Here is a 14,958-nt window from a genome sequence, read left to right on the forward strand (position 1 = left end):
CCACCAGCCTTCTCTACTCTTCCCTCGACTTGGCATAGTAGTTAGGATAAGCATCTAAATTTAACCTTGTGTTCACAGACCGCTGGCTTCGGCGGTCGATCCATCTCTCTGCTCTGAACCTCCCTCATGCCGCCCATCACCAAGATCCTGATCGCCAACCGAGGTGAGATCGCCCTGCGCATCATCCGCACCTGTCAGGAAATGGGGATCCGAACGGTGGCCGTTTACTCCACCGCGGATCAGAACTCTCTGCATGTCCAACTGGCGGACGAGGCTGTTTGCGTAGGAGATGCCCCGGTGGTCAAAAGCTACCTCAACATCCCCAACATCATCTCGGCAGCCCTCACCCGCGGAGCCACTGCCATTCATCCGGGCTATGGGTTCTTGGCGGAGAATGCCAAATTTGCCGAGATGTGTGCCGACCACAACTTGATCTTCATCGGCCCCTCGCCAGAGGCGATGCGCAAGATGGGCGACAAGGCCACGGCCCGCGAGACCATGCAAGCGGTGGGGGTGCCGACGGTGCCGGGCAGCCGCGGGTTGATCACCTCTGAGGAGGAGGCAGTGAAGCTGGCGGAGAAAATCGGCTACCCCGTGATCATCAAAGCCACCGCCGGTGGCGGGGGGCGGGGTATGCGGGTGGCGCGGGATGCCCAGGAGCTGCTGAAGATGCTGCGCACCGCTCAGGGGGAAGCCCAAGCAGCTTTTGGCAACGGCGGGGTTTACTTGGAGAAGTTCATCGAGCGCCCCCGTCATGTGGAGTTTCAGATCTTGGCGGATAGCCAGGGCAATGTGGTGCATCTGTACGAGCGGGATTGCTCCATTCAACGGCGGCATCAAAAGCTGTTGGAAGAGGCCCCCAGCCCGGCTTTGACTGCAAGCTTGCGCGCCCGCATGGGAGCAGCGGCGGTGAAAGCGGCCAAGGTGGTGAATTATGTGGGGGTGGGCACGGTGGAGTTTTTGCTGGACAAAAATGGCCAGTTCTACTTCATCGAGATGAATACCCGCATCCAGGTGGAGCATCCGGTTACTGAGATGGTGACCGGGCTGGATCTGATTGCCGAGCAGATTCGCATTGCCCAAGGTCAACCCCTCACCTTTCGCCAGAAGGATGTGGAGTTGCGGGGCCATGCTATCGAATGCCGCATCAACGCCGAGGATCCCAAGCAGCAGTTTCGGCCTTGCGCTGGCACGATCAGTGCCTATTTGCCCCCTGGGGGGCCGGGGGTGCGCATGGATTCCCACATCTACACCGACTACACCATTCCCCCCTATTACGATTCGCTGTTGGGCAAGCTGATCGTCTGGGGGCCTAACCGGGCAGCAGCCATCCGCCGCATGCAGCGGGCTTTGGGGGAATGCGCCATCACTGGGGTGCCCACCACGATCCCTTTCCACCAGCAGATCCTGCGCCACGAGGCTTTTTTGAGGGGCGAAGTGTACACGGACTTCATCGCTCAGCATTTGATGCCGGGGTAGGGGCCGAGTCCAAGCTGGAGCTTGCTCGCAGGGGAAGGATAGAGTTGGTTGAGGGTTGCCAGTGGGCTAAAGATGAGGGATCCCCGACCTGGTCAGGTTCGACAGACTCAACCGAGCGGCCCTGCTCCCAGCCTCAGCCATCTGGCGGCGCAATTTTTGCAGGAGCGGGAGCGGGATCTGGCCCCCGCCAGCCGCCGTACCTACCGCATTGCTTTGGAGCAGTTTGCCAAAACTTGCCCGGTGCCGCTGCCCCAGGTGCAGCCCGCCCACGTCCAGTCCTTTTTGAACAGCTTGAAAGGGCGTCCGTTCCAGAGCCGCTCCGGCCAGCGAATCCATCCGCCCGCTTCTCCGGCCACCTACAACCTCAAGCGGTTGGCTTTGCAGCAATTTTTTGAATGGGCCAGGCAACGGGGTTACCTTCAGGATCCCCTGCCCACTCAAGCCATTCGACCTGCTCGCCTGCCTGCGCGTTTGCCCCGCGATCTGGATCGGTTGTTGTTGCAGCGGGTGTTGCAGCGGGCCCAAAACCATTCTCTGCGCTACGCGGCTTTGATTCGCCTGATGCTGGAGTGCGGGCTGCGGGCCCAGGAGCTGTTGGACTTAACCGTTCAAGATTTTCAAATCAGCCCTGAGGGATCCCTGTTGGAAGTGCGCTGTGGCAAGGGGAGTAAACCTCGCGCTGTGGCAGTAGGGGATCCCCTCTCCGAGCTGTTGCAACAGTATCTGAGCCGAGAACGGGGCCCGTGCGCGCCGACGGATCCCTTGTTTGTTTCCCAATCTCGCTGCTTGGCCTACCGGGGGCGCCCCCTCACCTACGATGGCCTGCGGCATATTGTGCTCAAGCTCACCGAGCCTGAGCCGGGACATCAAACCCCCCACCAGTTTCGCCACAGTTTTGCCACCTTGTTGCTGGATCGCGGCGTTGCCCCCGAACACATTCAGCACTTGCTAGGCCACACAACTGCCGCCATGACGATGCGCTACACCCAGCGGGCCAACTTGAGAGCAGCCATCGCCCGTTCCCGCGAGATCTTGAATCAGGGCTTGGTTTAGGGATCCCTAGCTGTACTATGGCCTCTGTCGTTTCCAGTGAGACAGACGCGGATTGCTCGCAGAAAGAGGGATCCCCAAAAAGAGATCAAGGATCCTCAAGGACGGACAAACCTGACTAAGGTGGTTGGAATGACCTGAAAATAACCGATAACCAATGGGTTATTTCAAGTTACACGCTGGAGAGGAATGTAGAGCACATGCTCTCTCCCCTTGCCAATGGGCAACTGCGGCCCAAGACTGGCCTTCTGTTGTCCCAACCAGATGATCAGGTTTTTGTTCTCAGGATAGTATTCCAAAACATACTTGATGAAGTCATCAATTGTACATGGCTCGTTGAAACCTCCCATCCACTGATGAAAGTGGCTATGCACTTCGCTGGCTATAGTAATCAGGTTGGAAAGATTTGCTGCAATCTTTGGATAGTGCGCTTCAGAGTAGAGATGGTGAACCGTTAGGCTACTGGCTGTTTTTCGAGTAACTCTACAGAGATTTTTATCCCTTCTTCTTGCAAGCTCTTTTGCTCTTTCTATCTGCCTTTGTCTATCCTGGATTGTCTTGACGATTGCCTGAATCTGGGGTTCAATGCGTTCGCCAACATCTCGACACCAGTCTTTTCTGTGGTTTTGCTTGAGGACTTCTACCATAATCTTGGCAAGCTCATAGATGCCTCGCAAAGAGAGGTAGACAGTGTCGTCGTTGCCAAAGCGTGTGTAATGAACGTCTTTGATGAGTTTACTTTGTTTTGATGCAATCTCAAGCGCTTTCTTAAGGTAATCAGTTCGAGTTCCAAAGATCGTCACAACATCTTGAAGAGATAGCCAAAAATGATCTTGTCTTCTGACCAGAGAGGAGCTGTTTTCGAGGATCCTATGATCCACCAGAGCCTTCTGCCTCTTGCGATACTCTTCCTTGAACCAATTCCTAATGCTTGTGCTAATGCTTGTGTCTGTAGAGTACTTACGACCTTGCTCTGACCTAGACCTTAAAAAGGATAAAATGGCGTAAGCACCAGACTGCGTGTATTCTCTCAGCCCCGAACTTTTGTTGATAACGCGATAGTCTTTACCTTCCACCAGTTCCCACTCATCATCAGGGATACTGTCAAAGTAGGCTTCAATCTCCCTGAGTTCCTCAAGGCTGATACCCAAAAATTCGGCGAGCTTGTTTGAAGAAACATAGACTATAGCCATTGCTCAAATTTCTCCGTAAGGCTTTTGTAGAAGAGAGTCAATCGCTGGAAAATTTTGTCATCCCCGGTTGGAGAATCGGGATGGTAGATCTTGCTCAGGCGATAAAAGGCAGCTTTGATGTCCTCATCGGTAGCTCGATCGGGGTCAAGTCCAAAAACCCGCCATGGCAAGTCGTACTTGAAGATGTTGATCCCGTTGATGCAGCCATACCCCTCTTCCCCCTCTTCGTTGGGAAGGATCCCGATGTGCTGACGATAAATGCGCTCCAAATCGTCTATGTTGGATAAGCTCAGCTTGCCCATGCCGCTGGTTGCCAGTTTGAAGCTGGCTGACTTTCTCAGCTCGGCTGCGTTTTTAACGCCAAAGTGGTTGTAAATCGCTTTCTGCAGCTCTTTGACAGACAACCGAGGCGGTGGCTGTAGCTGCCTGACCACAAACCGCGCAAAATTCTCCAGGAGTTCCTTAGAGATGCCGTAGGTATCGGAAAGGCGCTGGATTTCTGCAGCAATCGCCCCTTGCGGATCGGGCTTGGTCTCTTCTCTTGAGGTTGCCCTAGTTGTTTTTGGTTTTGTGCTGGCGGCTTTTTTGGGCATGGCTTCCCCTCAAGTCAGTGATGCCAAGTGTAGATCCGCACAAAACTTATAGGCTGTCTGTGAATTTATTTGCACAATGATGCAGACAATCTTAGGTCAGTGTAACAATGTTGCCGGTACCTGTAAAGCTTTGCACCACATAAGCTTCGCCATACCGATGCCCAGTTGGATGGCTTGGTGTGGGGAGCAGATCCGCACTGGGCGGCCCCGCAGGCGAATCTCGCCAGCATCCGGCTGGTAGAGGCCCGCCAGCATGTTCATCAGGGTGGTTTTCCCGGCGCCATTCTCCCCCCGGAGAGCGTAAATCTCCCCGGCCCGTAGTTCAAAGTCCACGCTAGAGCGCCCCCAGCTTGCCTGTTCGGTTGAGTTCCCCCGCCAGGATCCCTACCAGACAGGCTCTCTCATAAAAAGGCTGATCATAAATGGAAGGCTCTCTGAAGAAAGAGGTACACAGGTTGAGTACCACCTTTCCTTGGCAGTGAACGTATTTCCGGCTACTTTTCAGCGCCAACTTGGGGCCGCCCCTTCAGCTTTTGGGGATCAGCCGCTTCGGACAGGCAGCACGGATGTGGGATTCGCTCAGGTCGGGCATGAGAGCCAAGGCCCGTTGGGCATCAATCTGGGCTTCGCACACCGCCTCCAACACCTGTTCGGCCATCAGGGAAAGGGGCATATCGGCAGTTTGTTCGGGATCGGTATCCACGGAAATTGGTCGGACTCCCACAGGGGGGGGTGGCAACACCGGCGGAGCTGCCTGCGGGGATAGGGTGGTGGAAGTGCCCACCTCCAACTGCGCTTCTGCCAGGGCCACACCGCGCCCCACCATCAACAGGGATCCCAGCAACAGGAGCCATCCCAGCCCACGCCCCCCTTTGCGGAACTGAGTCGGAGCCTTCTGCTGTCGCTCAAGGCTGCTGATGGGTGTAGCCCTGCTAAACCTACCACCGAGCATGTCACCTCTCCGAAACCACCCCTTTGCTCAAGATATCCAACACAACTTGAATTTGCAGTAGGCTATCGTTGGCCCTCCAGGTAGTGCCCACCCGTTGCCAAACTTTGCCCGCTCCAGCCCTGCCCCCTCTATGGCCCGTCTGTCTCAAGAGCTAGCCCGGTTTTCCCGCCTTCCCGAGAGCCCAGAGCAACCCGAACCCTCCCCGGAAGGGTCGATCTGCATCGAAGACATTCTAAAACTAGCCGGTGAGCGCAGTTTTGGCTTGTTTTTGGCGGTGCTCTCTTTCCCTTCTGCTTTGCCCTTGCCGGCTCCCGGCTATTCCACTCCCTTTGGCGTGGTCATCCTGTTGCTGGCCGCACAAATGCTGGCAGGGCGAACCACTCCTTGGCTGCCGAAATGGGTGTTGCAGACCTCTGTTGAACGGAAGCATTTTCAAAAGTGGGTGCAGGCCGGGATCCCATGGTTGCAGCGCATTGAAAAAATTGCCCGCCCCCGTTGGAAGCAGCTCTGCACCACACGGCTCGGCCAAGTCTGGCTGGGCACCTGGATCGGCTTGATGGGGATTTCCATGATCATCCCCGTTCCAGGCACCAACACCCTGCCGGCAATGGGGGTTTTCGTCACCGCCTTTGGCCTCCTGGAAGAAGACGGGATCCTGTGCAGCTTGGGATCCCTGATCTGTGTAGCAGGAGGACTGCTGACCACTTCCATTTTGATCGGCCTGTGGTTGGGGGGAACAACCCTTTTGGATTGGCTGGGGAGATAGCCGTGCCGACACCACTTATGATTCCGGCCTTGCACCGGTTATCGGGATGTCGGGGCCAGCGCCAGATCCTGAGTGAGGCGCAGCTCGATCACCTGATTGGGATCCAGCACCACCACTTGCGGCGCCGTGACATTGCCGATCACCGCTCCGGCCACCCCCGCCCCCAGCACTTCCTCTGTGGCAATGGCATTGTCTCCGGTTACCAAGCCGAGAATGGCGCCCGCTGCCGCGCCGATGGCTGCATCCTGAATGATTTTGCCTGTGGTGGTGTAGCGGGGATCCTTGACATCGTGAATGATGTCCGATTGGGCAGCCAAGGGGAACAGTTGGTTGTTGACGATAATGCTTTCCGCCACAAAACGGGTGCCCCCTGGGGCCGGCTCAAAGCGGCCATCCACCCGTGAGCCAAAAGGCACCAGAATATCCCCCTGGGCGTTGCGAATCGGGTTGCGGACGATCAAAGACATGGGCCGGGTTTCGTTGGGGGCAATGAAGAGGCGCTCGTTGAAGGGGGTGGTGGTTTGCATCAAGGTGCCCGCCGCCAGCGTGGAAAGGCGCAGGTCGAAGCCTGGCTGGGAACCGGAGAGGGATCCCCCTGGGTTTTGCGCCACCAAGGATCCCCGGCTGAGCATGGCCTGGTGGGTGAAGGCTGCTACCTCGGCGCGAGTGGCGGGACGGTTGGGTTCCAAGAGCATCGGGTCTGGATAATTGACGATCAACCCGGCGCGGTTGGCCGCCGCAAGTTGTGCCAGGGCCCAATTGGGGATGGCTGCCGCATCTCGGTAGCGGCTGAAGAGATCGCTGGGCTGAGCGGCTGGGATCGCTCCCGTGTTGCCAATGGCGTTGGTCAAAACCACCAGCGCTTCGGTGCGGGTAACGGGCTGCTCAGGACGGAAGGTGCCATCGGGAAAGCCTGCCACCAGATTGTTGGCTGCTGCCGTCGAGATGGCACTGGCTGCCCAGTGGGTGGGGGGCACATCCCGAAAGCCGATAAAAGTACCGGAGGTATTGCGGAGGCGGAAAGCGGTATTGACAATGGTGGCAAACTGAGCGCGGGTAACCGGCTCATTGGGGCGGAAGGTGCCATCGGGGAAGCCGTTCAACACTCCTTGAGCGGAGAGGGTCTCAATGTAGGCTTGGGCCCAGTGACCAAAGGTGTCGCGGAAGGGAGCGGCCATGGCCACCTGGCAGTGGATGCCCAAGACAGCTCCCGATAGGAGTATGCCTGCTGCACGTGGATTTAAAAGAGAGGGAAACATCGTTCGTTCACCGAGTTGTCGTAGCGCCCATCGCTGGGTCAATGGCTACTCTTATTCTGGCTATTTCCTCAGTGATGACAATGGCTAAAACCCCTGCTCTGTGGTAATTTGAGCGTTTCTAACCCAAGATTTGCAGCAAAACGCAACTGCAGAGGATTGATAAGGAAGCTCCTAAATCTCTGTCGCGTCAGTGATGCCTATCCATCACGCCCAAGTCTGGTCACTCTTGAGGGTAATGGGGGAGCAACAACTTATTATTGTTATTGGAATTGATTGGATTCACGGGATCCCAGCCAACTGGCGGGCCACCAGGGCGGGAAGTTGAGCCAACGGGATCCCTTCCAGAACTTCTGCCGCAAAAGCGCAGGTGAGAAGTTGCCTGGCCTCAGCTTGGGGAATACCCCGGCTTTGCAGATAGAAGATCTCTTCCGCCTCCAGTTGGCTGACGGTGGCCCCATGGGCACACTTGACGTTGTCGGCAAAGATCTCCAGTTGCGGCTGGGTGTCGACCCGGGCTTTGGGGCCTAGGAGCAGGTTGCGGTTGGTCTGGGCGGCGTCCGTCAGTTGGGCCTCTCGGCTCACCAGAATCCGTCCGCTGAAGACCGCATGGGCTGTCTCGTCAACGATGCACTTGTGCAATTGGCGGCTGCTGCCGTGGGGGGCCTGATGCACCAGGCGGGAGTGGGTGTCGCTGTGCTGGGATCCCTTCAGCAGCGTTAGCCCCTGCAGTTGGGTGTGGGCCTGGGCTCCGGCTTGGGTGATCTCCAGGTTGTGGCGAGAAAACTGGGATCCCCACTGAATCGCCTGGAGGCGGTAGTGGCTGTCGCAGCTTTGGCGCACGGCGGTCTTGTTGATGTGGAAGGCTGGGGATCCCTGCCTTTGCAAAATCACATGGTGCAAACGAGATCCCTCTGCCAGGGCGATCTCCGTAACCGCGTTGCCAAAGGGGATCCCGGATCCCAGGGATACATGATCTTCGATCAGCGTGAGGGAGCTGTGGGCTTGCAAAGACAGCAGGCAGCGGGGCTGGGCCAAAACCGCCTCTCCCTCAGGAGCCACCGTTATGAACAGCAGGTGCAGCGGTGACGGAACTTCCTGGCCGGGCTGTAGGCCAATTTGGATCCCATCTCCCAGATGAGCGGTGTTGAGGGCCGTAAACACATCCGTCTTGGCCAGGGTTTGCAGCAACTCCCCTGGGGCTTGGGCTAAAGGGATCACCTGCAAAGCGGTGGGCAGGCCGCTCAAATCAGAAAGCTGGGGGGCAAAGTAGCCGTTGACGAACACGGCGCGGCTATAGCTGGCTTCCGGCCAAAGCCAGGGCTCTAGGGTTGCTGCATCCAGAGCCGGATCCCCCGCGGCAGCCAGGCGAAACTTGTGGGCCAGCAGTGGCGAGAGATCGCTGTATTTCCAATCCTCTTCCCGTGGGGTCGGGATCCCCAGTTCGGCCAATTGGGCGCGGGCCTGCTGCCTAAGGGTGGTGTAGGGATCCTGCCTTTCCGGGATTTGGCCGAGGATGTGCTCCAGGAATAGGCGGCTCTCTGGGGCGAAAGGTTTGGGCAAGGTGGCGCTCATCCCTCTTCCTCCCGCCGGGATGTTGCGGCTGCTGATTCTTGGCCCAACTGAGTTTTGATCCAGTCGTAGCCCCGTTCCTCCAGCTCCAGCGCCAAGGTCTTGTCCCCGCTGATGACAATACGCCCCCCTTCCATCACATGCACGTAGTCGGGGGTTACATAGTCCAGCAAGCGTTGGTAGTGGGTGATCAAGAGCATGGCATTCTCAGGGCCGGCCAGTCGGTTGATGCCCTGGGCGACAATGCGCAGCGCGTCGATATCCAGGCCGGAATCCGTCTCGTCCAAAATGGCCAGCGTGGGCTCCAACACCGCCATTTGCAGGATCTCGTTGCGCTTTTTCTCACCGCCGGAAAAGCCCTCATTCACAGAGCGCTCCAAAAAAACGGGATCCATTTTGACAATATCCAACTTTTCCCGTACCAGGTCGTCAAAATCCAGAGCATCCAGTTCCGGCTGATCCCGATATTTCTGGCGAGCGTTGTAGGCGGCGCGCAGGAAATCCAAGTTGCTCACCCCTGGGATTTCGATGGGGTATTGAAATGCCAAAAAGATCCCTGCCCAAGCCCTCTCCTCCGGTTCCATTTCCAGAAGATTCTTGCCCAGATAGAGGATCTCGCCTCCTGTCACCCTGTAGTCAGGGTGGCCGGCTAAGATCTTGGAAAAAGTGCTTTTTCCAGAACCATTGGGGCCCATGATGGCGTGGATTTCTCCGGCGCGAATTTCCAGGCTCAACCCCTTGAGAATGGGGGTGCCGTCGATCTCGGCGCTGAGATCTCGAACGGATAAGATGACAGGGCTGTTTTCACGGATCATGGCTAGACTCTAGAGTTGCCACTGAAGGGCAGGGATTGGAAGGTTAAGGGATCCCTAAACCAGGTTTGGATTTTGGGCCTAAGGATCCCCTATAGCTCTATTGGGAGTGGCGATTGAGGATATCCCGGATCTCTGTCAGCAAAACCACTTCTGGTGGGGGCAATGTGGGAGGAGATTCTTCCTCCTTTCGCTGTAGGGTGTTGATCGCCTTCACCAGTAAGAAGATGGCAAAAGCGATAATCACAAAATCAAACACAGCTTGCAGAAAGCTGCCGTAGTTAATCGTAACTGGGTCTTCAGGACTTCCACCGATTTTCCAGACCAAGTTCTGGAAGCTCACTCCACCAATCATCAAGCCTAAAACTGGAGTAAACAGATCTGCTACAAAAGAAGTCACAATCTTCCCAAAAGCACCTCCAATAACAACGCCAACAGCCAAATCTAAGGCATTGCCCCGGCTGATGAACTTTTTGAACTCCTCCAGAAATGCCCTCATGGGGAACTTCTCCTGCCTAGCCTTACGGTTCAAAACTCCTTGATTATCTCCTCTCCCCCCCCTGCATCCATGCGCTGTTTGCAACGTCGCCAAGCCCTTGGGCCGCCTCTGGCTTCAGGGGATCACAGCCCTCTGCCTTGGGAGTTACCTAACCCCTTACCCTTCTCCTGAGAATGGCAGCGCCTGCTCCCACAGCGTGTCAGCGGCCTCGCCCACTTGCTCAGCTTCGCATTGGGAGCAATCCCCTAGCCGACGGATCCCTCTAACTTTAGGCTCAGCAATCGATCGGCTTCTACAGCAAACTCCATCGGCAGTTGGTTGAACACTTCTCGGCAGAAGCCGCTGATGATCATGGACACAGCATCTTCCGCAGAGATGCCGCGGGACTGGAAGTAGAACAATTGCTCCTCTCCAATCTTGGAGGTGGAAGCTTCGTGCTCCACTTTGGCGGTGTTGTTTTGCACCTCGATATAGGGGAAGGTGTTGGCGCTGCACTGATCCCCAATCAACATGGAATCGCACTGGGAAAAGTTGCGGGCACCTTCCGCTTTCGGCCCGATTTTGACCAGGCCGCGGTAGCTGTTTTTGGAGTGCCCAGCCGAGATCCCTTTGGAGATAATTTTGCTGCGGGTGTTGCGGCCCACGTGAATCATCTTGGTGCCGGTATCGGCCTGCTGGTAGTTGTTGGTTAGGGCAACCGAGTAAAACTCGCCCACCGAGTTTTCCCCCACCAACACGCAGCTAGGATATTTCCAAGTGATGGCCGAGCCGGTCTCCACTTGCGTCCAAGAGATTTTGGAGTTGGCCCCCTGACACAGGCCGCGCTTGGTTACAAAGTTGTAAATGCCCCCTTTGCCGTTTTCGTCGCCGGCATACCAGTTCTGTACCGTCGAGTACTTGATCTCGGCATTGTCTAGGGCAATTAACTCCACCACCGCCGCATGCAGTTGGTTGGTGTCGAACATGGGGGCAGTACACCCTTCCAAGTAGCTGACGTAGGATCCCTCGTCGGCAATGATCAGGGTGCGCTCAAACTGGCCCGATTCGCCGTTGTTGATGCGGAAATAGGTGGAAAGCTCCATGGGACAGCGCACCCCTTTGGGCACATAGACAAAGGATCCATCACTGAACACTGCCGAGTTCAGCGCCGCGTAGTAGTTATCAGCAATGGGAACCACACTGCCCAAGTACTTGCGCACCAGCTCCGGATACTCCCGCAGTGCCTCCGACATGGAGCAGAAAATCACGCCTTCCTTGGCCAGCTTCTCCCGGAAGGTGGTGGCTACCGAAACGCTGTCGAAGATGGCATCCACCGCCACATTGGCCAGCCGCTTCTGTTCAGACAAGGGGATCCCCAATTTCTCGAAGGTCTCCAACAGCACCGGATCCACTTCGTCCAGGCTCTTTTTCTTGGGCTGCACCTTGGGGGCCGAGTAGTAGACAATGTTTTGGTAGTCAATGGGCGGGTAGCTGACGTTGGGCCAGGTGGGCTCGCTCATCTTCAGCCACTGGCGGTAGGCCCGCAGGCGGAACTCTAGCATAAAGTCCGGCTCCCCTTTCTTGGCCCAGATCTGCCGAATCACCTCTTCGTTCAAGCCTTTGCCAATCGACTCAGAGGGGATGTCGGTTACAAAGCCGTACTTGTAGGGCTGGTTGACCAGGGCGCGGACGCTCGTAGACATGGATGGCTCTCGGGTAGTGACAGGGTAGAAACGCGACTAAGACAGATGGCCAAATAAAACAACAGAGTTGTTGTTTAACTGATCCTCAGGTTACTTTAGCAATGATCCCGTTGTCAAAATAGCAGAGAGTTGTGCTGGCAGCGGCAGCCGATTAACCCAGTCTAACCAGGAGGGCGAGGGTGGACAGCACGCGCAAGATCACCGGGCAGGTCGCTCAACCCGCTTCGAGTAAGCAGGCCATCTTGGTCTACCTGCGCAAGGCGGGGCAGGCCAACGCCCAAACGCTGGCAGAGCACCTGCGCATTTCTCCCCAGGCCATCCGCCGCCACCTCAAGGATCTGGAGGCAGAGGGGTTGATCCAACATGTCGCTCAACCCAATGGTCTAGGGCGACCCCAGCATCTCTATCAGCTCAGCCCCTTGGGAGAAGAGCAGTTCCCCGCCGGCTACGACGAGTTTGCCCTTGGCCTGCTCAACACCCTGGCCGAAACTCTGGGATCCGAGCAGATGGGATCCCTTCTCCACCACCAGTGGCAGCGCAAAGCCCGGGAATATCAGGCCCAACTGGGATCCGGATCCCTGCGGGAGCGGCTGGAGCGTTTGGTGCAGTTGCGCCAGGCAGAGGGTTACATGGCGGAGTACTACCCCTATCCTGCCGACCTGACTGTGCCGATGGCAGCAGAGGGATCCGAGCCTTACGTCGAGCAGTATGTGTTGGTCGAGCACAATTGCGCCATTGCTCAGATTGCCCACACCTTTCCCAGCGTCTGCGGCCACGAACTGGAGATGTTTGCTGCCGCCTTGCCCGATTGCCGGGTAGAGCGCATCACCTGGCAGGTGCAGGGAGAACACCCCTGCGGCTACTGGATTGCCAAGCCAGCGGCTCGGTCGACTTAAGACTTCCCGCTGGTCTCTCCGCCAGGAAACTGGATCCCTGAGGTGTCAAACGAGGTTTTTTCGGGTATAGTTATCTCGTACAGGTTTTAAGTTTGCTCTCCGCATGGTCTGGCGCGCTTCCTTTTTTGGCTACTTTACCTTTCCCTGGCAACGACCAGGGCGGAAGGGTGGCGCGTAAACTAAAGACCTAGGTTTACCCGAGTCAGTCCTGAAGCCCTGAGCCCAGCGCCAGGGCTTTTTTGATGGCTCGACGACCCCATCCACCCACTTGCACACTAAGGACAGTTCCATGCCCCCCCAAACCGACAATTGCAACATCCAAGAGGTGACTCCCTTGATTGCCCCTGCTGCTGTCAAGGCCAAGCTGCCCCTTACGGAAACGGCAGCGCAAGTGGTGCTCTCCACTCGGCAAGCCATCCGCGACATCATCCACGGACGGGATCTCCATCGCTTGGTGGTGATCGTCGGCCCCTGTTCCATCCACGATCCCGCAGCGGCTCTGGAGTATGCCCATCGCCTCAAGCGGGTGGCCGACCAAACTCGGGAGCACCTGGTGATCGTTATGCGCACGTATTTTGAGAAACCCCGCACCACGGTGGGCTGGAAGGGCCTGATCAACGATCCCCACCTGGATGGTTCGTGCGACATTGCCACCGGCTTGCAACTGGCCCGTTCCATTCTCCTGCAGATCAACGAGCTGGGCCTGGCCTGTGCTACCGAGATGCTGGATCCGGTGACCCCTCAATACACGGCGGATCTGGTGAGCTGGGCGGCCATTGGCGCCAGAACCATCGAAAGCCAAACTCACCGGGAAATGGCCAGCGGTCTCTCCATGCCTGTGGGCTTCAAAAACGGCACCGATGGACGGCTGGAAATCGCTCTCAATGCCATCCTCTCCGCCAGCCATCCCCACAGTTTCTTGGGCATTGGCCAAGATGGCATGACGGCTTTGGTAAAAACCACCGGCAACCCGGATCGACACATTGTGTTGCGGGGGGGAGGGGGCAAGACCAACTACGGCCCGGAAGATGTGGCGCGGGCAGCACTGCTGATGAAGGATCAAGGGATCCCTCGCTCGGTGATGGTGGACTGCTCCCATGACAACTCCCACAAAAATTACCGCAACCAGGGATCCGTCTGTCAGGCGGTGCTACAGCAGTACCAGGCGGGGCAGCGGGCTTTGATGGGACTGATGCTGGAGAGCAACCTCTATCCGGGCAAGCAAACCTGGCATGAGGGGGCACCGCTCCAGTACGGGGTTTCCATCACCGATGGCTGCATCGGCTGGGAAGAGACGGAAGATCTGTTGCGGGAGATGGCAGCGACCGTAGAGGGGAGAGCGTTGGCCCTCAGCCATTGAGGGATGGGGATCCCGGAGTTTGTTAAAGAATCAAAAAGGAAATGGGGACAAGGGGCAGCCTGCTCCTAGGGTCGAGCCAAGGTTTCGTTGTTTCGTCAGGCCCTGCGGGATAGGGTCTCCAGGTCGAGCTGGGAGGTTGTGATGGAGCTACAGATCCCCACCAGTGTTAGCAGCGACGGTCAGCAGCCCTATCCGGATCCCGATCGGATCCCTCGGCAACCCCCTGAGCAGTTGCGGGATCGGCTGATCGTCTCCGGCCTGCGCTACTACGGTTATACCGGTTTTGATGAGGCGGAACGGGCTTTGGGGCAATGGTTTGAGGTGGATTTCGAGTTGTGGGCGGATCTGCGCCCGGCTGCTCTCAGCGGCCAGTTGCGCGACACCCTCGACTACCGTTCTGCTGTGGCCGGGATTGCGGAATTGGTGAAAAGCAATCAGTTTGTGCTGATCGAGAGTTTGGCGGAGGCGATTGCCGAAATGGTGCTGCGGGAGACGGGGGCCAGCAAAGCTAAGATCCGATTGACCAAGTGTCATCCCCCGATCCCGGAGCTGACGGGGCGGGTTACTGTGGAGATTGTTCGTCCCTAGAACTTCTCTTAACCCTTTCCTACCGACCCTGTGCTTGCTCTAGAACTTGCTTCTCGTACCTCTGAGGACTGGATCGAACAGGCTACCCGGCACATCGATCTGGGTCGTGTTGATCTTATGTTAGGATAGAGAGAACAATTTATAGAGGAGAGAGGATGAAGTTGATTTTTTTAGATGAAAACAAATGGCAGAAGATATTGGCTTTTTTACAGACAGAAGAGAGAGTTAACATTGGGAAAGAAGCAAACTGCAAACAGTTT

At 56.9% G+C, this 14,958-nt stretch carries 14 protein-coding genes and 2 pseudogenes; 7 read left to right on the forward strand and 9 right to left on the reverse strand.

Features of this window, described 5'->3' with window-relative positions:
• The first annotated feature begins 126 nt into the window (after positions 1 to 126).
• Entirely contained in the window at positions 127 to 1,479 is a 1,353-nt protein-coding gene (gene accC / locus ACVWYZ_RS10750) for an acetyl-CoA carboxylase biotin carboxylase subunit (RefSeq protein WP_457467041.1), read from the forward strand.
• Between the two features lie 72 nt (positions 1,480 to 1,551).
• Positions 1,552 to 2,532: a tyrosine-type recombinase/integrase gene (locus ACVWYZ_RS10755; protein ID WP_457467042.1), complete on the forward strand. Its 981-nt coding sequence runs from the start codon at positions 1,552 to 1,554 to the stop codon at positions 2,530 to 2,532.
• 164 nt (positions 2,533 to 2,696) lie between these two features.
• On the opposite strand, the gene ACVWYZ_RS10760 is transcribed toward ACVWYZ_RS10755, so the two are convergent.
• The 4 genes and pseudogenes from ACVWYZ_RS10760 to ACVWYZ_RS10775 all read right to left on the reverse strand — a co-directional run bounded on the left by ACVWYZ_RS10760 (position 2,697) and on the right by ACVWYZ_RS10775 (position 5,267).
• Complete coding sequence (locus ACVWYZ_RS10760; RefSeq protein WP_457467043.1) at positions 2,697 to 3,722, reverse strand: hypothetical protein; 1,026 nt, start codon at positions 3,720 to 3,722, stop codon at positions 2,697 to 2,699.
• The gene (locus ACVWYZ_RS10765) at positions 3,713 to 4,315 is read right to left on the reverse strand and encodes a DnaJ domain-containing protein (RefSeq protein WP_457467044.1); all 603 of its coding nucleotides are present in this window, start codon (positions 4,313 to 4,315) and stop codon (positions 3,713 to 3,715) included. The genes ACVWYZ_RS10760 and ACVWYZ_RS10765 overlap by 10 nt, the downstream gene beginning before the upstream one ends.
• A gap of 150 nt (positions 4,316 to 4,465) precedes the next feature.
• Positions 4,466 to 4,648 (reverse strand): annotated as a pseudogene (locus tag ACVWYZ_RS10770) (ATP-binding cassette domain-containing protein); the annotation flags it as partial.
• A 193-nt stretch (positions 4,649 to 4,841) separates the two neighbouring features.
• Positions 4,842 to 5,267 carry a hypothetical protein gene (locus ACVWYZ_RS10775; protein WP_457467045.1) on the reverse strand — a complete coding sequence of 142 codons (426 nt, stop codon included), beginning with the start codon at positions 5,265 to 5,267 and terminating at the stop codon, positions 4,842 to 4,844.
• A 130-nt stretch (positions 5,268 to 5,397) separates the two neighbouring features.
• Between ACVWYZ_RS10775 and ACVWYZ_RS10780 the strand changes: the two genes are divergently transcribed.
• Entirely contained in the window at positions 5,398 to 6,033 is a 636-nt protein-coding gene (locus tag ACVWYZ_RS10780) for an exopolysaccharide biosynthesis protein (RefSeq protein ID WP_457467054.1), read from the forward strand.
• 38 nt (positions 6,034 to 6,071) lie between these two features.
• Here ACVWYZ_RS10780 and ACVWYZ_RS10785 read toward each other — a convergent pair whose 3' ends face one another.
• From ACVWYZ_RS10785 to sufB, 5 genes are all read right to left on the reverse strand, one after another.
• Positions 6,072 to 7,235 (reverse strand): S-layer homology domain-containing protein, encoded by a 1,164-nt coding sequence (locus tag ACVWYZ_RS10785; protein ID WP_457467046.1) that lies wholly within the window; start codon positions 7,233 to 7,235, stop codon positions 6,072 to 6,074.
• Positions 7,236 to 7,571: 336 nt separating this feature from the next.
• Positions 7,572 to 8,864, reverse strand: a complete 1,293-nt coding sequence (gene sufD, locus ACVWYZ_RS10790; RefSeq protein ID WP_457467047.1) for a Fe-S cluster assembly protein SufD — start codon at positions 8,862 to 8,864, stop codon at positions 7,572 to 7,574.
• Positions 8,861 to 9,676, reverse strand: a complete 816-nt coding sequence (sufC, locus tag ACVWYZ_RS10795) for a Fe-S cluster assembly ATPase SufC (RefSeq protein ID WP_457467048.1) — start codon at positions 9,674 to 9,676, stop codon at positions 8,861 to 8,863. The genes sufD and sufC overlap by 4 nt, the downstream gene beginning before the upstream one ends.
• A gap of 97 nt (positions 9,677 to 9,773) precedes the next feature.
• Positions 9,774 to 10,172: a large-conductance mechanosensitive channel protein MscL gene (gene mscL / locus ACVWYZ_RS10800; protein WP_011431004.1), complete on the reverse strand. Its 399-nt coding sequence runs from the start codon at positions 10,170 to 10,172 to the stop codon at positions 9,774 to 9,776.
• Positions 10,173 to 10,417: 245 nt separating this feature from the next.
• Positions 10,418 to 11,854: a Fe-S cluster assembly protein SufB gene (gene sufB / locus ACVWYZ_RS10805; protein WP_414349663.1), complete on the reverse strand. Its 1,437-nt coding sequence runs from the start codon at positions 11,852 to 11,854 to the stop codon at positions 10,418 to 10,420.
• A 179-nt stretch (positions 11,855 to 12,033) separates the two neighbouring features.
• Between sufB and sufR the strand changes: the two genes are divergently transcribed.
• From sufR to ACVWYZ_RS10825, 4 genes and pseudogenes are all read left to right on the forward strand, one after another.
• Positions 12,034 to 12,750 (forward strand): iron-sulfur cluster biosynthesis transcriptional regulator SufR, encoded by a 717-nt coding sequence (gene sufR, locus ACVWYZ_RS10810; RefSeq protein WP_457467049.1) that lies wholly within the window; start codon positions 12,034 to 12,036, stop codon positions 12,748 to 12,750.
• A gap of 289 nt (positions 12,751 to 13,039) precedes the next feature.
• Positions 13,040 to 14,110, forward strand: a complete 1,071-nt coding sequence (locus tag ACVWYZ_RS10815; protein ID WP_457467050.1) for a 3-deoxy-7-phosphoheptulonate synthase — start codon at positions 13,040 to 13,042, stop codon at positions 14,108 to 14,110.
• A gap of 141 nt (positions 14,111 to 14,251) precedes the next feature.
• Complete coding sequence (gene folB, locus ACVWYZ_RS10820; RefSeq protein ID WP_457467051.1) at positions 14,252 to 14,698, forward strand: dihydroneopterin aldolase; 447 nt, start codon at positions 14,252 to 14,254, stop codon at positions 14,696 to 14,698.
• A 155-nt stretch (positions 14,699 to 14,853) separates the two neighbouring features.
• Positions 14,854 to 14,958: pseudogene (locus ACVWYZ_RS10825) on the forward strand (IS5-like element ISSoc13 family transposase); the annotation flags it as partial.

Source organism: Thermostichus sp. MS-CIW-37, assembly GCF_054060065.1.

Coding starts and splice junctions, on each gene's coding strand:
- accC (WP_457467041.1), top strand. CDS start 127: ATGCCGCCCATCACCAAGATCCTGATCGCCAACCGAGGTGAGATCGCC.
- ACVWYZ_RS10755 (WP_457467042.1), top strand. CDS start 1,552: ATGAGGGATCCCCGACCTGGTCAGGTTCGACAGACTCAACCGAGCGGC.
- ACVWYZ_RS10760 (WP_457467043.1), bottom strand. CDS start 3,722: ATGGCTATAGTCTATGTTTCTTCAAACAAGCTCGCCGAATTTTTGGGT.
- ACVWYZ_RS10765 (WP_457467044.1), bottom strand. CDS start 4,315: ATGCCCAAAAAAGCCGCCAGCACAAAACCAAAAACAACTAGGGCAACC.
- ACVWYZ_RS10775 (WP_457467045.1), bottom strand. CDS start 5,267: ATGCTCGGTGGTAGGTTTAGCAGGGCTACACCCATCAGCAGCCTTGAG.
- ACVWYZ_RS10780 (WP_457467054.1), top strand. CDS start 5,398: ATGGCCCGTCTGTCTCAAGAGCTAGCCCGGTTTTCCCGCCTTCCCGAG.
- sufD (WP_457467047.1), bottom strand. CDS start 8,864: ATGAGCGCCACCTTGCCCAAACCTTTCGCCCCAGAGAGCCGCCTATTC.
- sufC (WP_457467048.1), bottom strand. CDS start 9,676: ATGATCCGTGAAAACAGCCCTGTCATCTTATCCGTTCGAGATCTCAGC.
- mscL (WP_011431004.1), bottom strand. CDS start 10,172: ATGAGGGCATTTCTGGAGGAGTTCAAAAAGTTCATCAGCCGGGGCAAT.
- sufB (WP_414349663.1), bottom strand. CDS start 11,854: ATGTCTACGAGCGTCCGCGCCCTGGTCAACCAGCCCTACAAGTACGGC.
- ACVWYZ_RS10815 (WP_457467050.1), top strand. CDS start 13,040: ATGCCCCCCCAAACCGACAATTGCAACATCCAAGAGGTGACTCCCTTG.
- folB (WP_457467051.1), top strand. CDS start 14,252: ATGGAGCTACAGATCCCCACCAGTGTTAGCAGCGACGGTCAGCAGCCC.